24 protein-coding genes are annotated in these 23,987 nt (G+C 70.2%); 19 read left to right on the top strand and 5 right to left on the bottom strand.

Annotation, left to right across the window (positions count from 1 at the left end):
• Positions 1 to 440: 440 nt before the first annotated feature.
• A complete protein-coding gene (locus HW130_RS20050; RefSeq protein WP_177151021.1) occupies positions 441 to 2,042 on the top strand; it encodes an ABC transporter substrate-binding protein in 1,602 nt (533 codons plus the stop codon).
• 87 nt (positions 2,043 to 2,129) lie between these two features.
• Here the strand turns inward: HW130_RS20050 and HW130_RS20045 are convergent, their stop codons facing one another.
• Complete coding sequence (locus tag HW130_RS20045; RefSeq protein WP_177151020.1) at positions 2,130 to 2,801, bottom strand: response regulator transcription factor; 672 nt, start codon at positions 2,799 to 2,801, stop codon at positions 2,130 to 2,132.
• 13 nt (positions 2,802 to 2,814) lie between these two features.
• The gene (locus HW130_RS20040) at positions 2,815 to 3,774 is read right to left on the bottom strand and encodes a RecB family exonuclease (protein ID WP_375256557.1); all 960 of its coding nucleotides are present in this window, start codon (positions 3,772 to 3,774) and stop codon (positions 2,815 to 2,817) included.
• A gap of 121 nt (positions 3,775 to 3,895) precedes the next feature.
• Here HW130_RS20040 and HW130_RS20035 point away from each other — a divergent pair, with 121 nt between their 5' ends.
• The 3 genes from HW130_RS20035 to HW130_RS20025 all read left to right on the top strand — a co-directional run bounded on the left by HW130_RS20035 (position 3,896) and on the right by HW130_RS20025 (position 6,986).
• Positions 3,896 to 5,146, top strand: a complete 1,251-nt coding sequence (locus tag HW130_RS20035) for a site-2 protease family protein (protein ID WP_177151018.1) — start codon at positions 3,896 to 3,898, stop codon at positions 5,144 to 5,146.
• 142 nt (positions 5,147 to 5,288) lie between these two features.
• Positions 5,289 to 6,176 (top strand): tRNA (adenine-N1)-methyltransferase, encoded by an 888-nt coding sequence (locus HW130_RS20030; RefSeq protein WP_177151017.1) that lies wholly within the window; start codon positions 5,289 to 5,291, stop codon positions 6,174 to 6,176.
• Positions 6,177 to 6,404: 228 nt separating this feature from the next.
• Positions 6,405 to 6,986, top strand: a complete 582-nt coding sequence (locus tag HW130_RS20025) for a hypothetical protein (protein ID WP_177151016.1) — start codon at positions 6,405 to 6,407, stop codon at positions 6,984 to 6,986.
• Between the two features lie 4 nt (positions 6,987 to 6,990).
• On the opposite strand, the gene HW130_RS20020 is transcribed toward HW130_RS20025, so the two are convergent.
• The gene (locus HW130_RS20020) at positions 6,991 to 7,302 is read right to left on the bottom strand and encodes a ferredoxin (RefSeq protein ID WP_177151015.1); all 312 of its coding nucleotides are present in this window, start codon (positions 7,300 to 7,302) and stop codon (positions 6,991 to 6,993) included.
• A gap of 263 nt (positions 7,303 to 7,565) precedes the next feature.
• On the opposite strand from HW130_RS20020, the gene arc reads away from it, so the two are divergent.
• The 5 genes from arc to prcA all read left to right on the top strand — a co-directional run bounded on the left by arc (position 7,566) and on the right by prcA (position 13,266).
• Positions 7,566 to 9,332: a proteasome ATPase gene (gene arc / locus HW130_RS20015; protein ID WP_177151014.1), complete on the top strand. Its 1,767-nt coding sequence runs from the start codon at positions 7,566 to 7,568 to the stop codon at positions 9,330 to 9,332.
• 258 nt (positions 9,333 to 9,590) lie between these two features.
• Positions 9,591 to 11,102 (top strand): depupylase/deamidase Dop, encoded by a 1,512-nt coding sequence (gene dop / locus HW130_RS20010; RefSeq protein WP_375256556.1) that lies wholly within the window; start codon positions 9,591 to 9,593, stop codon positions 11,100 to 11,102.
• Positions 11,103 to 11,251: 149 nt separating this feature from the next.
• Positions 11,252 to 11,470: a ubiquitin-like protein Pup gene (locus HW130_RS20005; protein ID WP_177151013.1), complete on the top strand. Its 219-nt coding sequence runs from the start codon at positions 11,252 to 11,254 to the stop codon at positions 11,468 to 11,470.
• 146 nt (positions 11,471 to 11,616) lie between these two features.
• Positions 11,617 to 12,462, top strand: a complete 846-nt coding sequence (gene prcB / locus HW130_RS20000) for a proteasome subunit beta (protein ID WP_177151012.1) — start codon at positions 11,617 to 11,619, stop codon at positions 12,460 to 12,462.
• Positions 12,463 to 12,501: 39 nt separating this feature from the next.
• Positions 12,502 to 13,266 carry a proteasome subunit alpha gene (gene prcA, locus HW130_RS19995; protein ID WP_177151011.1) on the top strand — a complete coding sequence of 255 codons (765 nt, stop codon included), beginning with the start codon at positions 12,502 to 12,504 and terminating at the stop codon, positions 13,264 to 13,266.
• Positions 13,267 to 13,357: 91 nt separating this feature from the next.
• Here prcA and HW130_RS19990 read toward each other — a convergent pair whose 3' ends face one another.
• Both HW130_RS19990 and HW130_RS19985 read right to left on the bottom strand, forming a co-directional pair.
• Positions 13,358 to 14,410: a hypothetical protein gene (locus HW130_RS19990; RefSeq protein WP_177151010.1), complete on the bottom strand. Its 1,053-nt coding sequence runs from the start codon at positions 14,408 to 14,410 to the stop codon at positions 13,358 to 13,360.
• Positions 14,411 to 14,467: 57 nt separating this feature from the next.
• The gene (locus tag HW130_RS19985; protein WP_177151009.1) at positions 14,468 to 15,574 is read right to left on the bottom strand and encodes a LacI family DNA-binding transcriptional regulator; all 1,107 of its coding nucleotides are present in this window, start codon (positions 15,572 to 15,574) and stop codon (positions 14,468 to 14,470) included.
• Between the two features lie 143 nt (positions 15,575 to 15,717).
• On the opposite strand from HW130_RS19985, the gene HW130_RS19980 reads away from it, so the two are divergent.
• The 10 genes from HW130_RS19980 to tatC all read left to right on the top strand — a co-directional run bounded on the left by HW130_RS19980 (position 15,718) and on the right by tatC (position 23,981).
• Positions 15,718 to 16,989, top strand: coding sequence for an MFS transporter (locus tag HW130_RS19980; protein WP_177151008.1), 1,272 nt, complete (start codon positions 15,718 to 15,720; stop codon positions 16,987 to 16,989).
• Between the two features lie 9 nt (positions 16,990 to 16,998).
• Positions 16,999 to 18,360 (top strand): Pup--protein ligase, encoded by a 1,362-nt coding sequence (gene pafA / locus HW130_RS19975; protein ID WP_177151007.1) that lies wholly within the window; start codon positions 16,999 to 17,001, stop codon positions 18,358 to 18,360.
• A 117-nt stretch (positions 18,361 to 18,477) separates the two neighbouring features.
• On the top strand, positions 18,478 to 19,431 hold the full coding sequence (locus HW130_RS19970) for an FKBP-type peptidyl-prolyl cis-trans isomerase (RefSeq protein WP_177151006.1): 954 nt from the start codon (positions 18,478 to 18,480) through the stop codon (positions 19,429 to 19,431).
• Positions 19,432 to 19,476: 45 nt separating this feature from the next.
• Positions 19,477 to 19,851, top strand: coding sequence for an FKBP-type peptidyl-prolyl cis-trans isomerase (locus HW130_RS19965; RefSeq protein WP_177151005.1), 375 nt, complete (start codon positions 19,477 to 19,479; stop codon positions 19,849 to 19,851).
• Positions 19,852 to 20,008: 157 nt separating this feature from the next.
• Positions 20,009 to 20,968: a YafY family protein gene (locus HW130_RS19960; protein WP_177151004.1), complete on the top strand. Its 960-nt coding sequence runs from the start codon at positions 20,009 to 20,011 to the stop codon at positions 20,966 to 20,968.
• A gap of 16 nt (positions 20,969 to 20,984) precedes the next feature.
• Positions 20,985 to 21,983 carry a YafY family protein gene (locus HW130_RS19955; RefSeq protein WP_177151003.1) on the top strand — a complete coding sequence of 333 codons (999 nt, stop codon included), beginning with the start codon at positions 20,985 to 20,987 and terminating at the stop codon, positions 21,981 to 21,983.
• A gap of 5 nt (positions 21,984 to 21,988) precedes the next feature.
• A complete protein-coding gene (locus tag HW130_RS19950; protein ID WP_373429453.1) occupies positions 21,989 to 22,234 on the top strand; it encodes a hypothetical protein in 246 nt (81 codons plus the stop codon).
• Between the two features lie 20 nt (positions 22,235 to 22,254).
• Positions 22,255 to 22,452, top strand: coding sequence for a hypothetical protein (locus tag HW130_RS19945; RefSeq protein ID WP_177151001.1), 198 nt, complete (start codon positions 22,255 to 22,257; stop codon positions 22,450 to 22,452).
• 240 nt (positions 22,453 to 22,692) lie between these two features.
• Positions 22,693 to 22,980 carry a Sec-independent protein translocase subunit TatA gene (gene tatA, locus HW130_RS19940; protein WP_177151000.1) on the top strand — a complete coding sequence of 96 codons (288 nt, stop codon included), beginning with the start codon at positions 22,693 to 22,695 and terminating at the stop codon, positions 22,978 to 22,980.
• Between the two features lie 47 nt (positions 22,981 to 23,027).
• Entirely contained in the window at positions 23,028 to 23,981 is a 954-nt protein-coding gene (gene tatC / locus HW130_RS19935) for a twin-arginine translocase subunit TatC (RefSeq protein WP_177150999.1), read from the top strand.
• The last annotated feature ends 6 nt before the right edge of the window (positions 23,982 to 23,987 follow it).

The following is a 23,987-nucleotide window of genomic DNA, read 5'->3' as shown; positions in this document are numbered from 1 at the left end:
ACTCCTGCGATTACTGTTCGATAATCGAGAATGCGTTCCCCATGGTGACGTTCGTCACTGTGCGTGCTGTCTCGGTGGGCCGTGTCCGGCGCCCGATGCCCCGTTCGGCCGGGATCGGGCGCCTTGGGCTGTCCGGTTTGGGGGAGGAGTGCATGAATCATCCAGGGGTGAACCGCCTCTGCCGAGGCGTTGATGATCACTCAGCGATTACGCCTCAACTCGGGTCCGTTCACGCTTTCGTGGCGCCGCCGACTAATCTCATCGCGAGAACTTCACCGCGTCGCCGTGGTGTCCCGCCGGCCACCACGCCGTCGGAAACACAGGACCGATCGCTCTGTATCCCCGGCCCGATCGCGCCGCCCCGACCGGGTGGAAGCGGTGGAGTGACTTGCACACAACGCTGTGTCCGAGTGCCGGATGGATGAGGGAGTACGTCCAGGATGAACCGTAAGACTTTGGTGCCGCTGGCCATGATCGGCCTGCTCGCGCCCGTGCTCGTCGCCTGCGGCAGCACGGACGGCGGGTCGGGCGGCGGTGACGCCATCGTCGTGGGCACCACGGACCAGTTCGCCGCCACCGCCGACTCTCCCGCGCCGCTCGACCCGGCCTACGCCTACGACACCGGAGCCTGGAACGTCCTGCGCCAGACCGTCCAGACGCTGATGCACCCGCCGCGCGGGGGTGGCGAGCCCGTCCCGGACGCCGCCGAGTCCTGCGTCTTCACGGACACCGCGAGCGAGAGCTACCGCTGCAAGCTGCGCAGCGGACTGAAGTTCGCCGACGGCACCCCGGTGACCGCGGAGGACGTCAAGTTCTCCATCCAGCGCGTCCTCGACATCGACGCCGACAACGGCACCGCCGCCCTCCTGTCGAACATCGACACCATCGAGACCAAGGGTGACGACGAGGTCATCTTCCATCTCTCCACGCCCGACGCCACCTTCCCGTACAAGCTCTCGACGCCGGTCGCGGCCATCGTCAGCCCCAAGCAGTACGACGGGAAGAAGCTCCGGGAGGGCTTCGAGGTCGAGGGCACCGGCCCGTACACCATGAAGAGCGAGACCGACGGGGACCGCGTCTCCAGGGTCGTCTTCACCAAGAACCCCAACTACAAAGGCGACATCAAGCTCCGCAACGACCGGGTCGAACTGCGGTCGTTCCCCGACGCCGAGGCCATGGGCAAGGCGCTCGAGTCCGGTGAGATCGACATGATGACCCGCGCGATGTCCCCCGAGCAGATCAAGGAACTCTCCACCGCACCGAAGGAGGGCATCACGCTCACCGAGGTGCCCGGCCTGGAGATCCGCTACCTCGCCTTCAACACGAAGGACCCGTCGGTGAAGAACAAGGCCGTGCGTCAGGCGATGGCAGCCGTCATCGACCGCGGCCAGATCGTCGGCCAGGTGTACGGCTCCACCGCCGAGCCGCTCTACTCGCTCATCCCGTCGAGCATCGCCGCGCACACCAACTCGTTCTACAACAAGTACGGCGAGCCGAGCCGCAAGAAGGCCGCGGCCCTCCTGAACGACGCGGGCATCGACACCCCCGTCGAGCTGGAGCTGAACTACACCACCGACCACTACGGCGCGGGCACGGCCAAGGAGTTCGAGGCTCTCCGCGACCAGCTGAACGCGACCGGGCTCTTCGACGTCACCATCAAGGGCACCGAGTGGGCCGAGTTCCGCCCCGCCCAGAAGCGCGGCGACTACGCGGTCTACGGCCTCGGCTGGTTCCCCGACTTCCCGGACCCGGACAACTACACCGCCCCGTTCCTCGACAAGGGCAACTTCCTCAACTCTCCCTACGTGAGCGAAGAGGCGCGCAGCCTCATCCCGCAGTCGCGCCGCGAGGCCGACCGCACCGCGGCCTCCCCGGCCTTCAAGAGGATCCAGGAGATCGTCGCCAACGACGTGCCGGTGCTGCCGCTGTGGCAGGGCAAGCAGTACGTCGCCGCCCACGACGACATCACGGGCGTCGAATGGGCGCTCAACACCAGCTCCGACCTTCAGCTGTGGGAGCTGGCCCGGGGCAGCGGCGTCTGATACCGGCGCACTCGCAGACGCGAACGGCCGGTGTCCGTCGGTGGAACCCACCGACGGACACCGGCCGTTGCCAGTCGTGCCCCGCGCTCACTGAGCGCCGGGGCGCACCAGACCGCTCTCGTAGGCGTACACCGCGGCCTGGACGCGGTCGCGCAGGCCCAGCTTGGTGAGCACATGGCCGACATGCGTCTTCACGGTCGTCTCGCTCACGAAGAGATCCGCGGCGATCTCCGCGTTCGACAAGCCCCGGGCGACCAGCTTCAGCACCTCGACCTCGCGGTCGGTCAGCGTGTGCAGCGTGTCCGGAACGGGCTCCTCGCCCGACGGCAGATGGTCGGCGTACTTGTCGAGGAGCCGCCGGGTGATGCTCGGCGCCAGCATCGCCTCGCCGGCCGCGACCACCCGGATCGCCTGCACCAGCTCATTGGCCGGGGCGTCCTTCAGCAGGAAGCCGCTGGCGCCGGCGCGCAACGCCTCCACCACGTACTCGTCGAGGTCGAACGTCGTCAGCACCAGCACCTTCGCCGGGCCGTCCCGGCCCGGGCCCGTGATCTGCCGGGTCGCCTCGACACCGTCCATCCGCGGCATCCGGATGTCCATCAGCACCACATCGGGCTGCAGCGCCCGCACCTGATCGAGGGCCTGGAGGCCGTCCCCGGCCTCACCCACCACCGCGATGTCCTGCTCAGCCTCCAGGATCATCCGGAAGCCGGTGCGCAACAGCGGCTGGTCGTCGACCAGTAGGACGCGGATAGCCACGGGTACTCCTTCTTTAGACCGGGCCCATTCTGCCCTGACCATCCTCGGCCGACGCGGCCGGGGAAATGCTCAGCGGATAAACCGGGGGAGTGCCCCCGAATTCCGGACAGAACTCCTGGTGGTCGCACCAGCCGCACAGCTTGGTCGGGCGCGGGCGCCAGTCGCCGGTCCGCGTCGCCTGCCGGATCGCCTCCCACAGGGCCAGCAGCTTGCGCTCCATCCGCTCCAGGTCCTCCATCGCCGGGTCGTACGTCAGCACGTCGCCGCTGCCCAGGTACACGAGCTGGAGCCGGCGGGGGAGCACGTTCTTCAGGCGCCAGATCACCAGCGCGTAGAACTTCATCTGGAACAGCGCGCCCTCGCTGTACTCCGGGCGGGGTGCCTTGCCCGTCTTGTAGTCGACGATCCGCACCTCGCCCGTCGGCGCGATGTCCACCCGGTCGATCACCCCGCGCAGCCGCAGTCCCGAATCCAGCTCCGTCTCGACGAACATCTCCCGCTCGGCGGGCTCCAGCCGGGTCGGGTCCTCCAGCGAGAACCACCGCTCCACCAGCTGCTCCGCCTCGCCCAGCCAGCGCGCAAGCCGCTCGCCTCCGGCGTCCTCGGCGAACAGCTCGCCCAGCTCCGGCTTCGTCTCCAGCAGTCTCTGCCACTGGCCGGGAATCATCGCCTTCGCCCGCGGAGCCGTGCGCTGGAGAGCCGGATCGTCGAAGAGCCGCTCCAGCACTGCGTGCACCAGCGTCCCGCGGGTCGCCGCCTCGCTCGGCTTCTCCGGCAGCCGGTCGATCACCCGGAAGCGGTACAGCAGGGGGCACTGCATGAAGTCGCCCGCCCGCGAAGGCGACAGGGACATCGGCTCCGCGGCCGGCCTCGGCACCACGGCAGCGGTCGCCGCACCGTCCGCCTCGGCATCGGACCCGGGCTCGGCGGCAGCGGCGGACGGCCCGCCGACGGGCTGCTGGCTCGTACTCATGACGCAGACCCTACGGCCCGCCACTGACAGCGAGCGGCATACCATCGACGACAGGACCTCGCGCGTGCATGATCGAGCGAGCGACACCTTTTGCGAAGAGGCTCGGCGACGAAGGGACCCCGTGAACGAGGACGACACGAGCGGCGAGCGCGAGCGGCCGCGGTCCGATGCGGGCAAGACCGCGCCGGGCGGCGGCAGGAAGCGCGGCTCGGGCGAACCGGGCGGAGGTATTCTCATGGGCCGCCCCTTCGGCGTGCCCGTGTACGTCGCCCCCAGCTGGTTCGTCGTCGCGGCCCTGATCACGTGGGTCTTCGGCGGTCAGCTGGACCGCGTCCTGCCCGAACTGGGCGGCGTCCGCTACCTCGTGTCGCTGTTCTTCGCGGTCGCCTTCTACGCCTCCGTCCTCGTCCACGAGCTCGCCCACACCGTCGCCGCGCTCCGCTTCAAACTGCCGGTGCGGCGCATCCAGCTCCAGTTCTTCGGCGGCGTCTCCGAGATCGAGAAGGAGACCGAGACACCCGGCCGCGAATTCGTCCTCGCCTTCGTCGGCCCGCTGCTCTCCCTCGTCCTGGCCGGGCTGTTCTATCTCGGCATGACCGCCGTCGAGCCCGGCACCGTGCCCGGCGTACTGCTCGCCGGGCTGATGATCTCCAACCTGATCGTCGCCGCGTTCAACCTGCTGCCCGGACTGCCCCTCGACGGCGGCCGGATGCTGCGCGCCGTCGTCTGGAAGATCAGCGGCAAGCCCATGACCGGCACCATCGCCGCCGCCTGGGTCGGCCGCGCCCTCGCCGTCGCCGTCCTCATCGGCCTCCCGCTGCTCACCCACACCGGCGCCCTCGGCAACGCCACCGAGGACATTGGCGGCATGGAGACCGTCACCGACGCGCTGCTCGCGGCGATCCTCGCCGCCATCATCTGGACCGGCGCCGGCAACAGCCTGCGCATGGCCCGTCTCCGCGAGCACCTGCCCGAACTCGCCGCCCGCGCGCTCACCCGCCGCGCCGTTCCCGTCGAGTCGGACACCCCGCTCTCCGAGGCGCTGCGCCGCGCCAACGAGGCCGGGGCCCGCGCTCTCGTCGTCGTCGACGGCCACGGGGAGCCCACGGCCCTGGTGCGCGAGACCGCCATCGTCGGCGTCCCCGAGCACCGCCGCCCCTGGGTCGCGGTGAGCGGCCTGGCCCAGGAGCTCACCGAGGACATGAAGGTCCCCGCCGAGCTCGCCGGCGAGGCCCTGCTCGACAGGCTCCGCGCCGCGCCCGCGACGGAGTACCTGGTGGTGGAGGAGACCGGCGAGATCTACGGCGTCCTGTCCACGGCGGACGTCGAACGCGCCTTCGTCGCGGCGATGGCGCGGCCGGCTTCTTCTTAGGGCTCGGTTCTCCCCCTGGCTTCGCCGGGGGGACCCTCACGGGGCGCTGAGGCGTGCGTCGACGTGCAACAGACCGGACGGCGAGTGCCCGTCCCGCCCGGGCGTGGTCCGGGGCGGGGCCGGGGCCCGGTAGGCTGGTCACATGTCCGAACCGACCGGTGCCGCCCGCCGTCGCGGGCCCTTCAAGGTCGGGGACCAGGTCCAGCTCACCGACCCCAAGGGACGCCACTACACGTTCACGCTCGAGGCCGGGAAGAACTTCCACACCCACAAGGGTTCCTTCCCGCACGACGAGCTGATCGGCGCTCCCGAGGGCAGTGTTGTCCGTACCACGGGAAACGTCGCCTACCTCGCGCTGCGCCCCCTGCTCCCCGACTACGTCCTGTCCATGCCCCGCGGCGCCGCCGTGGTCTACCCCAAGGACGCGGGGCAGATCCTGGCCTTCGCCGACATCTTCCCCGGCGCACGCGTCGTGGAGGCCGGCGTGGGCTCGGGCTCGCTGAGCAGCTTCCTCCTGCGCGCCATCGGCGACCACGGCATGCTCCACTCCTACGAGCGCCGCGCGGACTTCGCCGAGATCGCCCAGCAGAACGTGGAGCGCTACTTCGGCGGCCCGCACCCCGCCTGGCAGCTCACGGTCGGAGACCTCCAGGACAACCTCACCGACTCCGACGTCGACCGCGTCATCCTGGACATGCTCGCGCCCTGGGAGTGCCTGGAGGCCGTCTCCAAGGCGCTCGTCCCCGGCGGCATCCTGTGCTGCTACGTCGCCACGACCACCCAGCTCGCGCGCACCGTCGAGTCCATCCGTGAGATCGGCTGCTTCGCCGAGCCGCAGCCCTGGGAGTCGATGATCCGCAACTGGCACGTCGAGGGACTGGCCGTGCGCCCCGACCACCGGATGATCGGACATACCGGCTTCCTGGTCACCGCCCGCCGCCTCGCCGACGGCGTGGAGCCCCCGATGCGCCGCCGCCGTCCCGCCAAGGGCGCGTACGGCGAGGACTACGAAGGGCCCAACAAGGGCTGACCGCACCCGTACAACACGACGGCGCCGCCGCCGAGTTCCCCTGCCCCGGCCGGAACTCGACGGCGGCGCCGCCGTATTGACCCCGCGTCGGCGACCCTTCCGTGCCCGGGGCCTGTCACCACGGACTCTTTACCCGAGGGTTACGGACCCCCCTGTTCCGGTCCCATGTGACGTATGGCACGATGCTGGCCACCCCCACAAGCCCTGGCCTCTCAGGAGACTCCCCGCGTGCAGAACTCCGCAGCCGTCCCGGACCTCGCGCACACCCACGCCCGCCCCGTGCACTGGCTGGCCACCGCGACGGCGATGGCCGCGGTCGTGGCCGCCGCCGGCTTCGTCCAGCCCGACGCCGCCACGGCGTCCCAGAAGGGCTCGGAATCACGCACCGTGACGGCGCCCGCCCCCGCGCCGGCCCCCGATCCGGCGGGCGTCGACCTGCCCCTGGAATGCGGCGCTGTCGACAGCGTCGTCACCAAGCGGGCCACGGGCGATCTCGACGGCGACGGCGGTCCCGAGACCGTGGTGGCGGCCCGGTGCGACGCCGGTTCGGGCACCCCGCCCAGCGGCGTGTACGTCCTCGCGGCCGGCCGCGGGACCGCGGCACGCGTCGTGGCGACGCTGGTTCAGCCGGCAGAGAAACTCAGCGTCGGCTCGCTCGCCGTACGTGACGGAGCGATCACGGCCACTCTGCTCGGGTACTCCTCGCCCCAGGTGCCGAGCTGCTGCCCCGACGAGCGGGAGAACGTCGAATGGCGGTGGCAGGGCGGGAAGTTCGTGCGCGCCGCCCAGCCGGAAGCGCGCGGTATGTGACCACTCACTCCGCGTCGGGGCCGTAGACCTCTACCCTGTCCGAAACCCGACGTACGTGAATGCAGTCGCCCGGGCACTCCTTGGCGGAGTCGACGACGTCGTTCAGCAGCGGCAGGGGCACCGGCGTTGTCGCGCCCGGGTCCTGGAGCAGTTCGTCGTCCCCGGACTTCACGTAGGCGAGGCCGTCGATGTCGAGCTCGAAGACCTCGGGGGCGTACTGCGCACAGATTCCGTCGCCGGTGCAGAGATCCTGGTCGATCCAGACCTCGAGAGCCTCGGCGGCACCGTCGGTGGGAACCTCGTGCTGCACGGTCATATCTCCTGCCATTTCCTTCGTCGGGCGCAGCAAGTGATACAAGTCGCGCCAGCCCTGACGGGTGTTGAACGCTTCGACGATACAACCGACCGCTTTCCGATGTTGCCGGGTGGGTATCTGCTGGGTATTCCCCTGGCACGAGGGAGAGCGCAAGGGTGAAGATCGGACACACCCCTTCCGTCTTTGTGATCTAGGGGTTTCAATCACCACCCACACAGGTAGGGTCAGGAAGCGTCCAGCTCCCCTTGGAGGAGGTGAGGACCGTGGCAGCCCACGACGACGACATCAACCGCGGCATCCGGCCGGGGCGGGGGTCTGAAGACCCAGCCGGCCAGGTTGCCTATCTCGAGCAGGAAATCGCCGTCCTGCGCCGCAAGCTCGCCGACTCTCCGCGTCATACGAGGATTCTCGAAGAGCGGATCGTCGAGCTGCAGACCAACCTGGCCGGCGTGTCCGCACAGAACGAGCGGCTCGCCAACACGCTCCGTGAGGCCCGCGACCAGATCGTGGCCCTCAAGGAGGAGGTCGACCGGCTCGCGCAGCCGCCGGCCGGCTTCGGTGTCTTCCTGCAGGCGAACGAGGACGGCACGTGCGACATCTTCACCGGGGGCCGCAAGCTCCGGGTGAACGTGAGCCCCAGCGTCGAGGTCGACGACCTCCGGCGCGGCCAGGAGGTCATGCTCAACGAGGCGCTCAACGTGGTCGACGCCATGGAATTCGAGCGTGCCGGGGACATCGTCACCCTCAAGGAGATCCTGGAGGACGGCGAGCGCGCCCTGGTGATCGGGCACACCGACGAGGAGCGGGTGGTGCGGCTCGCCGAGCCGCTGCTGGACACCACCATCCGCCCCGGCGACGCGCTGCTGCTCGAGCCGCGCTCGGGCTACGTCTACGAGGTGATCCCGAAGAGCGAGGTCGAGGAGCTCGTCCTCGAAGAGGTCCCGGACGTCGACTACGACAAGATCGGCGGCCTCGGCGGCCAGATCGAGATGATCCGCGACGCGGTCGAGCTGCCGTACCTCTACCCCGACCTCTTCAAGGAGCACGAACTGCGGCCGCCGAAGGGCATCCTGCTCTACGGCCCGCCCGGATGCGGCAAGACGCTCATCGCCAAGGCCGTCGCCAACTCCCTTGCCAAGAAGGTCGCCGAGGTGACCGGGCAGCCCGCGGGGAAGAGCTACTTCCTCAACATCAAGGGCCCCGAGCTCCTCAACAAGTACGTCGGTGAGACCGAGCGGCACATCCGCCTCGTCTTCCAGCGTGCCCGGGAGAAGGCGGGCGAGGGCACCCCCGTCATCGTCTTCTTCGACGAGATGGAGTCCCTCTTCCGCACGCGTGGATCGGGCGTCAGCTCGGACGTGGAGAACACCATCGTCCCGCAGCTGCTCGCCGAGATCGACGGTGTGGAGGGGCTGGAGAACGTCATCGTCATCGGCGCCTCCAACCGCGAGGACATGATCGACCCCGCGATCCTGCGGCCCGGCCGGCTCGACGTCAAGATCAAGATCGAGCGTCCGGACGCGGAGGCCGCCAAGGACATCTTCGCCAAGTACCTGACCCCCTCGCTCCCGCTGCACTCCGACGACCTCGGCGAGCACAGCGGATCGAAGGAGGCCGCGGCCCACGCCATGATCCAGTCGGTCGTGGAGCAGATGTACGCGGAGTCCGAGGAGAACCGCTTCCTCGAGGTCACGTACGCCAACGGCGACAAGGAAGTCCTCTACTTCAAGGACTTCAACTCCGGCGCGATGATCCAGAACATCGTCGACCGGGCCAAGAAGATGGCCATCAAGGCCTTCCTCGACCAGAACCAGAAGGGCATCCGCGTCTCCCACCTGCTCCAGGCCTGCGTGGACGAGTTCAAGGAGAACGAGGACCTGCCCAACACCACCAACCCGGACGACTGGGCCCGGATCTCCGGAAAGAAGGGCGAGCGGATCGTCTTCATCCGCACCCTCGTCACCGGAAAGCAGGGCGCCGACACCGGCCGGTCCATCGACACGGTGGCGAACACCGGTCAGTACCTGTAGGCAGGCGTACCGGCTGCGGATGCCGCGGCCCCCCGCGACGGCAGGGGGCGGGTATCCGCAGCCGGATGCTTTCCGGCCAGGTGGGACCACACCGGAGCAATGACCGAATTGATCTCCCCACCCACGCGGCGGCGTTCTAGGCTTCTTCGGTACCGCCGAGTCGCGGGGTGCGGGGACGGGCACCGCACGCGCACCGGAGAGCCAGCGGTATCTGAGCGCCGCTCCCAGCGGGGAGCGCCGCCGGGCAAGGAGGGCCGCATGACCGTACGGCGAGTAATGGGAATCGAGACGGAGTACGGCATCTCCGTCCCCGGCCACCCGAACGCCAATGCCATGCTCACCTCGTCCCAGATCGTCAATGCCTACGCGGCGGCGATGCACAGGGCGCGCCGCGCCCGCTGGGACTTCGAGGAGGAGAATCCGCTGCGGGACGCCCGCGGCTTCGACCTCGCCCGCGAGGCCGCCGACTCCAGCCAGCTCACCGACGAGGACATCGGCCTGGCCAATGTGATCCTCACCAACGGCGCACGGCTCTACGTCGACCACGCCCACCCCGAGTACAGCTCGCCCGAGGTGACCAATCCGCGCGATGCCGTGCTCTGGGACAAGGCCGGCGAACGGATCATGGCCGAGGCGGCCGAGCGGGCGGCCCAGCTGCCCGGGGCGCAGCCCATCCACCTGTACAAGAACAACACCGACAACAAGGGCGCGTCCTACGGCACGCACGAGAACTACCTGATGAAGCGGGAGACCCCGTTCTCGGACATCGTGCGCCATCTGACGCCGTTCTTCGTCTCCCGCCAGGTCGTCACGGGCGCGGGCCGGGTGGGCATCGGTCAGGACGGCCACGAGCACGGCTTCCAGATCAGCCAGCGCGCGGACTATTTCGAGGTCGAAGTGGGCCTCGAGACCACCCTCAAGCGCCCGATCATCAACACCCGTGACGAACCGCACTCCGACGCCGAGAAGTACCGCCGGCTGCACGTGATCATCGGCGACGCCAACCTGTCGGAGATCTCCACGTACCTCAAGCTGGGCACCACGGCCCTGGTGCTCTCGATGATCGAGGACGGATTCATCGCGGTCGACCTCGCGGTCGAGCAGCCCGTGCGCACACTGCACCAGGTCTCGCACGACCCGAGCCTCCAGCATCTCGTCACACTCCGTAGCGGCCGCACACTCACCGCCGTCCAGTTGCAGATGGAGTACTTCGAGCTCGCGCGCAAGTACGTCGAGGAGCGCTTCGGCGCCGACGCCGACGAGCAGACCAAGGACGTCCTCACGCGCTGGGAGGACACGCTCAACCGCCTCGAGAACGACCCCATGAGCCTGTCCGGCGAGCTGGACTGGATCGCCAAGCGGGAGCTCATGGAGGGCTACCGGCGCCGCGACAGCCTGGACTGGGACGCGGCACGCCTCCACCTCGTGGACCTGCAGTACGCGGACGTGCGGCCGGACAAGGGGCTGTACAACCGTCTGGCGGCCCGCGGGAAGATGAAGCGCCTTGTGGGCGAGCAGGCCGTCGAGCGGGCCCAGGCCAGCCCTCCGGAGGACACCAGGGCCTATTTCCGCGGTCGCTGCCTGGAGCAGTACGCGGACGACGTTGCGGCCGCGTCGTGGGACTCGGTCATCTTCGACCTGCCCGGCCGTGACTCTCTGCAACGAGTGCCCACGCTGGAACCGCTGCGTGGTACACGTAATCACGTCAAGGAACTCCTGGACCGCTGCCGCACGGCCGAAGAGCTGGTCCGCGTGCTGTCCGGCGGCTGACCGGGGGCTGAAAGTCCTCCCGTCCGGGAATCATCGAGGTGGTCCCCGGACGTTGAGCGAAAGTGCGGGGCCGATGTCGGACCCGGCTTGTAGGGTCTGATCTTGACCGAACGAACTCACGTCAGGGCAAACCGAGCGGGGTGAGGGACATGGCGACCAAGGACACCGGCGGCGGACAGCAGAAGGCCACGCGTTCCAATGAGGAGGTCGAGGAGCAGGCGCAGGACGCGCAGGCGGCAGAAGACCTCAAGGAGCGCCAGGAGAAGCTGTCGGACGACGTCGACTCCGTACTGGACGAGATCGACGACGTCCTCGAGGAGAACGCGGAGGACTTCGTGCGTTCCTTCGTCCAAAAGGGCGGCCAGTAACGACCGTTGTCCGTCCCGGCTCCCGCCGGCGAAAGCCGGGGGACCGGGACGGATGACCGGCCACGGCGCGGGTAAGGTCCGTGCACAGTTCGAAAGATCGGCCCGCGCGTGCAGAGGCGGGCCGCCGCCTACCCGGAAGGAAACGCGTGGAAGCCAACCCTCGTAGCACCGGGCGTCTGCCGGCAGCCTTCCTGACGCCGGGCTCCTCGTCCTTCATGGACTTCCTCGGCGAGCACTCACCGGAGCTGCTCCCGGGCAACCGCTCGCTGCCGCCCGTGCAGGGAGTCTTCGAGGCCCCGCACGGCACGACCATCGTCGCGACGACGTTCGCCGGCGGCGTGGTGCTGGCCGGCGACCGCCGCGCCACCATGGGCAACATGATCGCGCAGCGCGACATGCAGAAGGTCTTCCCGGCCGACGAGTACTCGGCCGTGGGCATCGCCGGCACCGCCGGCCTGGCCGTGGAGATGGTCAAGCTGTTCCAGCTGGAGCTGGAGCACTTCGAGAAGGTCGAGGGCGTCCAGCTCTCCCTGGAGGGCAAGGCCAACCGCCTCTCCACGATGATCCGCAGCAATCTCGGCATGGCCATGCAGGGCCTGGCCGTGGTGCCGCTCTTCGCCGGTTACGACATCGACCGCGACAAGGGCCGCATCTTCTCGTACGACGTCACGGGCGGCCGCTCCGAGGAACAGGGGTACGCGGCCACCGGCTCCGGCTCGATCTTCGCGCGCGGCGCCATGAAGAAGCTCTACCGCGAGGACCAGACCGAGCAGCAGGCCACCACGCTGGTCGTCCAGGCGCTCTACGACGCCGCCGACGACGACTCGGCGACGGGCGGCCCGGACGTGGCCCGGCGGATCTATCCCATCGTCACGGTCATCACCGACGAGGGCTTCCGCAGGCTCACCGAGGCCGAGACCTCCGAGATCGCCCGTTCGATCCTCGAAGGCCGCCTGGCCCACCCCGACGGCCCGCGTGCCGCGCTGCTCTGATCCATGTACTCGCCTTTGACAGAAAGGGACGGATAGCCGGTGTCGACGCCGTTCTATGTCTCACCCCAGCAGGCCATGGCCGACCGGGCGGAGTACGCCCGCAAGGGCATCGCCCGCGGTCGCAGCCTCGTCGTCATGCAGTACGCCGACGGCATCGTCTTCGTCGGCGAGAACCCGTCCCGCGCCCTGCACAAGTTCAGTGAGATCTACGACCGGATCGGCTTCGCCGCGGCCGGCAAGTACAACGAGTACGAGAACCTGCGCATCGGCGGTGTGCGCTACGCGGACCTGCGGGGATACACCTACGACCGCGACGACGTCACGGCCCGCGGTCTCGCCAACGTGTACGCGCAGACGCTCGGCACCATCTTCTCCAGCGCCGGTGAGAAGCCGTACGAGGTGGAGCTGGTCGTCGCCGAGGTCGGCGCGTCCCCCGAGGGTGACCAGATCTACCGCCTCCCGCACGACGGTTCGATCGTGGACGAGCACGGCTCGGTCGCCGTCGGCGGCAACGCGGAGCAGATCAGCAGCTTCCTCGATCAGCGGCACCGCGACGGGATGTCGCTGGCCGAGGCGCTGAAGCTCGCCGTCCAGGCTCTGTCCAGCCAGGCCAACGGCAGCGATCGGGAGATCCCCGCCGAGCGTCTGGAGGTCGCGGTCCTCGACCGTACGAGGCCGCAGGCGCGGAAGTTCAAGCGGATCATCGGGCGGCAGCTGTCGCGGTTGCTGGAGGCCGAGGAGGCCGCCACGGCGCCCACCGACGCCCCTTCGGACATCGAGGACACGGAGGAGGGCGCGGAGTAGCGCGCCCGGCATCCCGTGTCGCCCGTGCCCCGGGCCGCCCCGTGCGGTCCGGGGCACGGCCACGCCTGGGGCAGGAGGGGGCCCTACGGCGTCAGGCGCGGCCTGCGGGGCGCAGGGTGGGCGGGAGTGCCCAGTGGTGGAGCTCGTCGCCGTGACGGGTCAGCCAGGTGCCGTCGCCGAGCGCGGTGACGGTGGTGCCGACCCGGCGGGGATAGCGCAGTCTTCCCAGCGGTGCGAGGGTCCGCGCGTCGCAGAGCCAGTGCCGGGTGGCGGGCGGCCTGCCGCGGGGGAAGATCCGGCCCGCGACCAGGACATGGGCGTCGTCGAGCAGGCAGGCCGCGGTGAACTCGTCGTTCCCGGCGTCCGGGGCGAGCGCGGACAGGTCGAACAGCGCGGTCTGCTCGTCGCTCGCGGCGTCGTGCGCGGCGAGCTCGTCACGGTCGTCGTTGACGGCGATGTGCTCGGCGCGCCGCAGGGTGAGGGCCCGGGTGGTACCGGGCAGGAAGCCGACGATCTCGTGCATGCCGACCCCGCCGCGGATGTGGAGCCCGTCGTGGCGCGGTTCGACCCACCACGTCGTCCAGCTCGCGCAGGCCGTCCAGCAGGACAGTGCCATCAGGTGGCCGTCGGGGTGCCAGGTGCCGGTCAGGTCGGAGGCGACCGGGCCGACGGGCCGCTCGGCGAGGACGGCGCCGGTGGCGGCGTCCAGGAGCAGCAGCGTGTCCCGGACGTACACGCACTCCTCGGTGTCCGGCTCGAGCGCCGGCACGACGGCGCAGACCAGGCGTCCGTCGGGACTGACGACCGGCGCACCGGGCGGCCGCGGGTCTCGTGAGCTGTGGCGCCAGACGGGGTGGGGGAGCGCCCAGCGGGTGCGCCCGTCGGCGCCCACCGCCCGGATCCGGGCGCTCTCGGCCGCGACGACCGTCCCGTCGGGCAGCGGGGTGGCCCGCGCCGGGCAGGGCAGCGCCAGGGAGTGCAGCAGTGACGGGCCGCCCGCGAGGAACGCCGTGCGGTCGTGCAGCTCGATCCGGTCCTCGTGCCGGACGCCGAGCCGCCCGCCGGACGCGGTGTGCACCGAGCCCGGCGTTCGTACGCCGCCGAGCAGTGTCGCGTCGATCGGGCGCTGGGCCGCACTGGTCATGATCGCGATCGTTCCACGGCCCGTCGCGGCGCCTCAAGCGCGGCCGCAGTGAATCGGTCAGGTGGAAGGCCGGCCGTTTCCGGCCGGACGCGCGCCGTCGGCAGACGCCGGGCCGCTGTGCGGCGGGGGTGCCGAGGAGCCGCGTACGGCCAGTTCGACGGGGAGGATGTCCTGTTCGGCCGGCCGGTTGTCCAGCACCGCGAGGAGCGCCGACATGCCGCGTTCGCCGATCCGTTCCGCAGGGAGGCGGACCGTGGTGAGCTCCGGCTCCACCGCGGTGGCCAGGGCGAGGTCGTCGAAGCCCGTGACCGAGACGTCCTCGGGGACGCGCAGCCCGAGCCGGCGCACCGCCTTGCAGGCGCCCGCGGCCAGGATGTCGTCGTCGCAGACCAGCGCGGTCGGCCGGGGGCCCGGCGCGGTGAGCGCCCGCTCGGCCGCCGCGCGGCCGGAGTCCACGTCGAGCGGTGCCGCGACGGTCGTCAGTTCCGCGTCCGCCGCATCCGCCAGGGCCGAGCGCAGCGCCCGCGCGCGCACGTCGAACGTCCAGGAGGCGACGGCGGACGCGAGATGGACGAACCGCCGGTGTCCCAGCCCGAGCAGATGTTCCGTCACCTGCCGCATGCCGTCGGCGATGTCCAGGTTGACGTGGGCGGCGACGCCGGTGTCCGAAGGGTCGCTGTCCAGCATCACGAGCGGCAGGTCGCTGCCTCGGATCGCGGCGAGGGTACCGGCGGCCATCGAGGAGGCGATGACGCCGTCGAGAGCGGCGCGGGCGGACGCGAAGGGGTCCTTGGCGGGCCCGATGCCCTCGGGGGACGGGTAGAGGACGACGCCGAAGCCGTGCCGGGCGGCGACGGCGGCCGCACCGGTGTAGACGCGGGCGAAGAACTCGTTGGTGAGGGCCGGCACGACGAGCAGCGCCGTCCTCGTGCGTCCGAGACGCAGATTGCGCGCGGCGAGGTTGGGCCGGTATCCGATCTCCCGGGCCGCGTCGCGTACCACGGAGGCGGTGCGCTCGGAGACGCGGCCGCGCCACTTGTCGCCCAGGACCAGGGAGACCGTGGCCTGCGAGACCCCGGCGACGCGGGCCACGTCTTTGCTGGTGGGCCGGGTGGAGCCCACTTCCGCCGGGACGGGACGGCCCTCGGGGGTCGGGTGTGCCATGCGGTGCCGTCCTCGGCCGCGCTGAATGTTCCGCGAGCGTCCGGGGTGGCGGCACGGTGGACCCGCGGACTGTCGACATGGTACGTATGGACGAGGACGTTATACGTAAAACCTCGGCAGGGTCCGGGGGAGAGGGGTCCCGGATGGCCGTCGGATACGCAGAGATCCTCAGGGCGCCGCATGCGGCACGGCTGCTGACCGGCACCCTCGTGGGCCGGCTGCCCGCCGCCACCGCCCACATCGCCATCGTCCTGTTCACGCGCGCCGAAGGCGGCAGCTACACCCTCGCCGGCGCGCTCGCCGCCGTGTACGGGCTGGCCACGGCCGTGGGCCAGCCGCTGCTCGGCCGCGCCGTCGACCTGTACGGACAGCCGAGGGTCCAGTTGCCCTCCGCCGTCGTCTCGGCGCTCGGAATGCTGCTGCTGGCCGTCGTCGGGACCGGCTCCCTGCCCCTCGCGTACACCGCGGTGATCGTGGCCGGACTGTTCACGCCGCCGCTCGAGGGCGGACTGCGGGCCCTGTGGCCGAGCGTGCTCGGCCAGGAGGAGCGCGTGCACCGGGCCTACGCCATGGACGCGGTCGCGCAGGAGATCATGTTCACCGTGGGGCCGCTCCTGGTCACCCTGCTGGTCTCCGTCTGGTCGCCCGCCGCCGCGCTCCTTGTCATCAACGCGACAGGCGTCGCCGGCGCCCTGTCCGTCGTGCTCTCCCAGCCCTCCCGTGCCTGGCGCTCAGCCCCTCGTGAGGCGCACTGGCTCGGCGCCCTGCGCTCGCCGGGGCTGCTCGCCCTGCTCGGCGCGTTCTTCTTCGTGGGCCTCGCGCTCGGCTCCATCACCGTCGCCGGCGTCGCCTACGCCGACGATCACGGCCGCGAGGCCGTCTACGGCTGGCTGATGGCCGCACTCGGTCTGGGCGCCCTCGTCGGCGGCACCGTGTACGGAGCGCGGCAGTGGTCGGGGGCGCCCGAGTCCAGGCTGCGCGCCATCGTCGCCCTGCTCGCCCTCGGCTACCTGCCGCTCGTGCTCACTCCGGGTGTCGTCGCGATGACCGCGCTGTCGGCGCTCGCCGGCGTCTTCCTCGCGCCCGCCATCGCCTGCGCCTTCATCGTCGTCGACCGGCACGCCCCGCGCGGCACCGTCACCGAGGCGTTCTCGTGGCTGGTGACCACCTTCGGCGTCGGCGCGGCCGTCGGCACGGCCGTCGCGGGCCCCGCCGTCGAGATCGGCGGCACCGCGTGGAGCTTCGCCGTCGCCGGCGCGGGCGGATTCGCCGCCCTGCTCGTTCTGACGGCCACTCAGCGCGTGCTCGCCGTCGCGGGCCGTACCGAGGACATTGCGGGCTCAGGTCCGGACACATCGGAAAATGATCGAAACGGGGCCGCCCAACCCGGTTTCAGTTCAGGCCGCGAGGCGTAATGTTCAGACATGGACCGCCGCATTTTCGGGCTGGAGAACGAGTACGGCGTCACGTGCACGTTCAGGGGACAGCGCCGACTGTCACCTGACGAAGTGGCGCGCTACCTCTTCCGCCGTGTCGTGTCATGGGGCCGCAGCAGCAATGTCTTTCTGCGGAACGGCGCCCGCCTGTACCTCGACGTGGGCTCGCATCCGGAATACGCAACGCCGGAATGCGACAACGTGACCGAGCTGGTCACGCACGACAAGGCCGGCGAGCGCATTCTGGAAGGCCTGCTCGTCGACGCCGAACGCCGCCTGCACGAGGAGGGAATCGCGGGCGACGTCTATCTCTTCAAGAACAACACCGATTCGGCGGGAAACTCCTACGGCTGCCACGAGAACTATCTCGTCGCCCGGCACGGCGAGTTCTCCCGGCTGGCCGACATCCTCATTCCCTTCCTCGTGACCCGGCAGCTGCTCTGCGGCGCGGGCAAAGTGCTGCAGACGCCGCGTGGCGCGGTCTACTGCGTCAGCCAGCGCGCCGAGCACATCTGGGAGGGCGTCAGCTCCGCCACCACCCGATCCCGTCCGATCATCAACACCCGCGACGAACCGCACGCGGACGCCGAGCGCTACCGCCGTCTCCACGTCATCGTCGGCGACTCGAACATGTCCGAGACGACCATGCTCCTCAAGGTCGGCGCCACCGACCTCGTGCTGCGCATGATCGAGGCGGGCACCGTCATGCGCGACCTCACCCTGGAGAACCCGATCCGGGCCATCCGCGAGGTCAGCCACGACATCACCGGCCAGCGCAAGGTGCGCCTCGCCTCGGGCCGAGAGGCCTCCGCACTGGAGGTCCAGCGGGAGTACTACGAGAAGGCCGTCGACTTCATCGACCGCCGGGGCATCCGCACCGGCACGGTCGCCCAGGTCCTCGAGCTCTGGGGCCGCACGCTCGACGCGATCGAGACCGAGGACCTCGACCGCATCGGCACCGAGATCGACTGGGTCATGAAGTACAAGCTCCTGGAGCGCTACCGCGCCAAGCACAACATGACCATGTCGCACCCGCGGGTCGCCCAGATAGACCTCGCGTACCACGACATCCACCGCCGGCGCGGGCTCTACTACCTCCTGGAGAAGAAGGGACAGGCCGCCCGCATCTGCAACGACCTGAAGATCTTCGAGGGCAAGTCCGTGCCCCCGCAGACCACCCGGGCGCGGCTGCGGGGCGACTTCATCCGCCGTGCGCAGGAGCAGCGACGGGACTTCACGGTCGACTGGGTGCACCTCAAGCTCAATGACCAGGCGCAGCGCACCGTGCTGTGCAAGGACCCCTTCCGTTCGGTGGACGACCGCGTGGAGAAGCTCATCGCCGGCATGTAGCACGCGTCGGCACCGACGGCCGGAACGCCACACGGGCCCCGCACGTTCCTCGTGCGGGGCCCGTGGCACGCCCTAGAGTGTCCGCAACTACTGAGTCGTAAGAGATCTGAGGAACACGTGCGCCGACTTGCCGGCCTTCTCGTCGTGCCCCTGCTGCTGTTGTCGACAGCGGCTTGCGGCAGCGAAGACAAGGACTCCGATTCCGCTTCCACCTCTGCCGTCTCGATGACGAACGGGCTGCCCACGATCACCGCCGGCAAGAAGTTCGGCGAGAAGCCGACCCTTGCCAAGGGCGAGGGCAAGCCGCCCAAGGACCTGAAGGTCAACGTCATCAGCGAGGGTGACGGCCCGGCCCTGAAGAAGGGCGACCTCGCCAAGGTCGACTACCTCGGGCAGCTGTGGGACGGCGACAAGCCGTTCGACAACAGCTTCGACCGCGGTGAGCCCTTCGCGGTCACGATCGGTGGCGGCGGTGTCATCGAGGGCTGGCAGAAGGCCCTGGACGGCCAGAAGGTCGGCAGCCGGATCGAGGTCTCCATCCCGCCGGAGCTCGGTTACGGGGCCCAGGGCCAGGGCGAGATCCCGGCCAACGCGACGCTCGTGTTCGTGATGGACATCGTCAAGGGCACCAGCCTGCCGGCCACCGCCAAGGGCAGCGAGGTCGCCCAGGACAACATCGACCTGCCCAAGGTCGGCACCAACACCGACGGCAAGGCGCCCTCCATCACCGTGCCCAAGAAGGACGCGCCGGCCAAGCTCGTGTCCAACTACATCATCGAGGGCACCGGACCCGCGGTGAAGGCGAGCGACACGGTGGCCGTCCAGTACAAGGGCGTCCTGTGGAAGACCGGCAAGGAATTCGACAGCAGCTACGCCAGGGGCGGAGCGCCCGTCAACTTCCCGCTGGCGCAGGTGATTCCGGGCTGGCAGAAGGGCCTGGAGGGCAAGAAGGCCGGCAGCCGCGTCCTGCTGGTCGTGCCGCCGGACATGGCCTACGGCGACCAGGAGCAGCAGGGCATCCCCGCCAAGTCCACGCTGGTCTTCTCCGTCGACATCCTGGCAGTTCTGTAAGACTGTCCCGGTTGACTCGCACGAAGAACGCAAGGAGCGACATCCGTGAGCATCGATAAGCCCGAGATCGACTTCCCGGGCGGCGAGCCGCCGGCCGACCTGGAGATCAAGGACATCTGGGAGGGCGACGGCCCGGAGGCCAAGGCGGGCGACACCGTCTCCGTCCACTACGTGGGCGTGGCCTTCTCCACCGGCGAGGAGTTCGACGCCTCGTGGAACCGCGGCACGCCGCTGCAGTTCCAGCTCGGCGCCGGCCAGGTCATCGCGGGCTGGGACCAGGGCGTTCAGGGCATGAAGGTCGGCGGCCGTCGCCAGCTGACCATCCCCGCGCACCTGGCCTACGGCGACCGCGGCGCCGGCGGCGGCCGCATCGCCCCCGGCGAGACGCTGATCTTCGTCTGCGACCTGGTCGCCGCCTGACGGAGCGTTCCGCAGCACTGCACAGCGTGACGAGGGCCCGTGCCTTCCCCGGACTGCGTCCGGGGACCCAGGCACGGGCCCTCGCTTTTGTCCGGACACCCGGGGGCGGTACGGTCGACGGGCGTAAGGACTCCATCAGATGAGGTGAAGGGCGTCGATGGCCATTGCCAAGGCCGAGCGGCTGATGAATCTCGCGCTGTGTCTGCTCGGGACCCGGCGCCCGCTCAGCAAGCGCGAGCTGCGCGGGTCCATCGAGGCGTACCTGGAGGCCGGCTCCGACGACTCCTTCAACCGGATGTTCGAGCGCGACAAGGACGATCTGCGCGAACTCGGCCTGGTCATCGAGACGGTGGAGTCCCTCGACGGCGACATCGGCTACCTCGCCCGCCGCGACAGCAACCGTCTGCCCCCGATCACCCTCGACGCCGAGGAGGCCGCCGCCCTGGGCCTGGCCGCCAAGGTGTGGCAGCAGGCCCGCCTCGCCGGCGCCGCGAGCGGCGCCCTGCAGAAGCTGCGCGCGGCCGGCATGCCCGAGACCGAGGACGCCTACGAGGCGCACCACAGCGCCCTCGAACCCCGCATCCCCGTCCACGAGTCCGCGTTCGAGCCGCTGATGCTCGCCTGCCGCGACCGCCGTCCGGTCCTGTTCGACTACCGCAAGGCCAACGCCGCACAGCCCGAGCAGCGCCATGTCGAGCCGTGGGCCCTCGAATGCTGGCGCGGCCACTGGTACCTCGCCGGATACGACCGGGAGCGCGGGGCCGAGCGGGTCTTCAGGCTGTCCCGGATCAGCGGCAGGGTCCGCTCCTCGCGGTCCGGCGCGTTCACCGTGCCCGTGCCCGACGTCGTCACCGTACGGGAGACCGTCGAGAGCTGGGCGGGGGAGACCGCGACCCGCTCCGCCCGGATCCGGCTGCGGTCCGGCTGCGGCTACCCGTTGCGCTCACGTGCCACCGCAGTACGGGAACTCGGCGACGGCTGGGACGAGTTGGAGATTCCGTACGGACACGGACTGGACGCCTGGCTCGTCGAGTTCGGCCCGGACGTCGTCGTGCTGGAGCCCGCGGACCTGCGGGCCGACGTGGTGGACCGGCTGCGTGCCGTGGCCAAGGGCTGAGGGGGACTCGAGGACCATGGCCGCGAACGCCATCGACCAGACCCGGCGCATGCTGTCGCTGGTGACGTATCTGCGGGAGCGCCCCGGCGCGCGCATCGCCGACGTCGCCCGCGCCTTCGGCATCAGCGAGGACGAGCTGATCTCCGACCTCGACGTCCTGCCCATGTGCGGGACGAGCTTCCGCGGCGGCGACCTGCTGGACATCGACACCGACGGCGAGCGCATCTGGTGGCGCAACCCCGACGCGTCCGGCGAGTCCACTGCCGAGCCGCTGCGCCTGGCCGCCGACGAGGCGACCGCGCTCCTCGTGGCGGCGAGGGCCGTCGCCACCCTGCCCGGCCTGCGGGAGGGTGACCGGGACGCGCTGCTGCGGGCCACCGCGAAGATCGAGGGCGCCGCCGGCGAGGCCGCCGGAGCGAGCTCCAGGCTGTCGGTGACGTTCGAGTCCGAAGGCGGCGTCTTCGCCGACGTCGACCGGGCCATCTCCGAGCGCCGCCGGCTGTGGCTGCGCTACTACTCGCCGGCGCGCGACGAGCTCACCGAGCGCGAGGTCGACCCCATCCGCCTCTTCGCCGTCGGCCACACGTACATGGAGGCGTGGTGCCGCCTCTCCGAGGCGCGCCGGACCTTCCGGCTGGACCGGGTGGCCGAGATCCGGCTCCTCGACGCCCCGGCCGCGCCGCCCGAGATCGAACTGCGCGACCTGTCCGAAGGACTCGTGCAGCCCTCCGCCGACGACCCCGAGGTGATCGTCGAGGTCGGCCCCGGCGGACGCTGGGTCGCCGAGTACTACCCGCACGACAGCGCCGAGGAGCTCGCCGACGGGGGACTGCGCATCATCCTGCGCACACCGGCGCCCGCCTCCCTGCGCAGGCTCGCACTGCGGCTCGGCCGCGACGGGCGGATCGTCTCCCCGCCGGAGCTCGCGGCCAGCGCGAGGTCGGCGGCACAGGACGCGCTCGCCGCCTATGACGGCCAGGACGACGGACGGGACGAAGGAGTACGGCGCCCATGACTGTGATGCCCCAGATCCCCGCCGCCGTCGCGCCGGTCCTCTTCAAGGCGGCCTGCCCCGACTGCCGGGCGCGCTTCGAGCTGTCCGCGGGCGCGCTGCGGCTGGCGATCGGCGGCAGCCGCCGTACCACCTTCTACTCGTTCACCTGCCCCGAGTGCGGCTCCGCCGTCCGCAAGCCGGCCGGTGAGCGCATCGTCGAGCTGCTGACCGGCGGCGGCGTGCGGACCCTGCGCCTGCACAGCACCGGCTGAGGACGGTCTAGGCTCGTCGCATGTTCTGGCCCATGCTCGCCATCGCCCTCGGATTCCTCGGCGTCGCCGTCCTGGGGGTCCTCGGTATCAAGGTCTTCGTCGAGGCCCAGCGCCTGGGCCGTGAGGTCGCCCGCACCGCCGAGCGGATCGACCGGGCGGCCGAGGACCTGGAGCGGGCGGCGACATCCCTCGCGCAGACCGGGAAGACGCTGCGCTGAGCCGCCCGGCGAAGGCGGCCGGAGATCACGGACGCACCCTGCTGCGGGGCTGATCAGGGCGGTACGCTGCTGATGGCGGCACCGGAGATGAGGCGCCGACCGCTGGCGGGTGTATGCACAGGGATTGCCCTGCGTTTACCGGTCCGAGTTACGATCGCTGCCGAGTCGCTTCGGACGTCAGTCCGAGGTGGCCCGAAGCCAAGAGCCCCAAGCCGCCTCGGTGAGAAGGTAGAGACAGTTATGTTCCGACAGATCGGCCCCACCGAGCTCATCATCATCGCGCTGCTCATCCTTCTTCTGTTCGGGGCCAAGAAGCTCCCCGACATGGCTCGTTCGCTGGGCAAGTCCGCCCGCATCCTCAAGAGCGAGGCCAAGGCGATGAAGTCGGAGAGCCAGCCCGCGGCGACGCCCGCGGAGCCCAAGGACCCGGCGCAGGGTCAGACCGCGCCCCGCACGATCCAGGCCGCACCCGGCGATGTCTCCAGCGCTCGCCCTGTGACCGAGCCCACCGACACCCCCCAGCGCTGACCCAAGGCCGTTCGATGGTGGCCTGCCGCACGAGATGAGGACGTGGGTTGCTCAAGTCTGCCCGCTCGAATGAGAAGGAGAAGGACCCCGAGGGGCGGATGCCGCTCGCGGACCATCTGCGTGAGCTCCGCAACAGGCTCGCGAAGGCCATGCTGGCGATCATCATCGCCTCGGCCGTCGCGGTGGCCTACAGCCAGGAGCTGATGGAGTTCCTCACCTCGCCCGTGCCGGAGTGCGGGAACGACGGCCCGAAGACCGGCGGGGTGTGCGCCACCGTCGTCTACACCGACCTGCTGTCGCCGTTCACCACGACGGTCAAGGTGGTGCTGATGGCGGGCATCGTCGTCTCCTGCCCGGTCTGGCTCTACCAGTTGTGGGCCTTCGTGGCCCCGGGCCTGCACAAGAACGAGAAGAAGTACAGCTACTACTTCGCCGCCGCCGCGGCCCCGTTGTTCGCCCTGGGCGTCTACTTCGCCTACCTGATCATGCCGGTGAGCATGAAGGTGCTGCTCTCCATCACCCCGGCCCCGGCGGAGAACCTGCTCAGCGTCGACAAGATCCTTGACTTCACCGTCCGGATGGTGCTGATCTTCGGCTTCTCCTTCGAGCTGCCGCTCCTGCTGATCATGCTGAACCTGACGGGCATCGTGACCGGCCGGCGCATGCTCGGCTGGTGGCGGGGCGCCGTCATGGGCATCTTCGTCTTCGGCGCGATCGCCACGCCCTCCACCGACCCGCTGGGCATGGTGGCGCTGTCCGGGCCGATCATCCTGCTCTACTTCGTCGCCGTCGGCTTCTCGCTCCTCAACGACCGCCGCAGGCGCCGCAACGACCCCGATGCCGGGCTCGACGACGACGAGGCGTCCGAGCTCGATCTGACCCCGTCGGAGATCGGAGAGGTCGAGACGGTCCCGGCCTCCCGCGCGCTGCCCGAGCAGGCCACCGGCGACGCCGACGGCGGCCGCTCGAACCGGCTCAACGGATACGACGACGTCACCTGATCCGTA

The organism is Streptomyces sp. PKU-EA00015 (genome assembly GCF_013387495.1).
In the GTDB taxonomy this organism is placed as follows: Bacteria; Actinomycetota; Actinomycetes; order Streptomycetales; family Streptomycetaceae; genus Streptomyces.
Note: the sequence above shows the minus strand (reverse complement) of the source record. Positions and strands in the feature narration are given on the sequence as shown.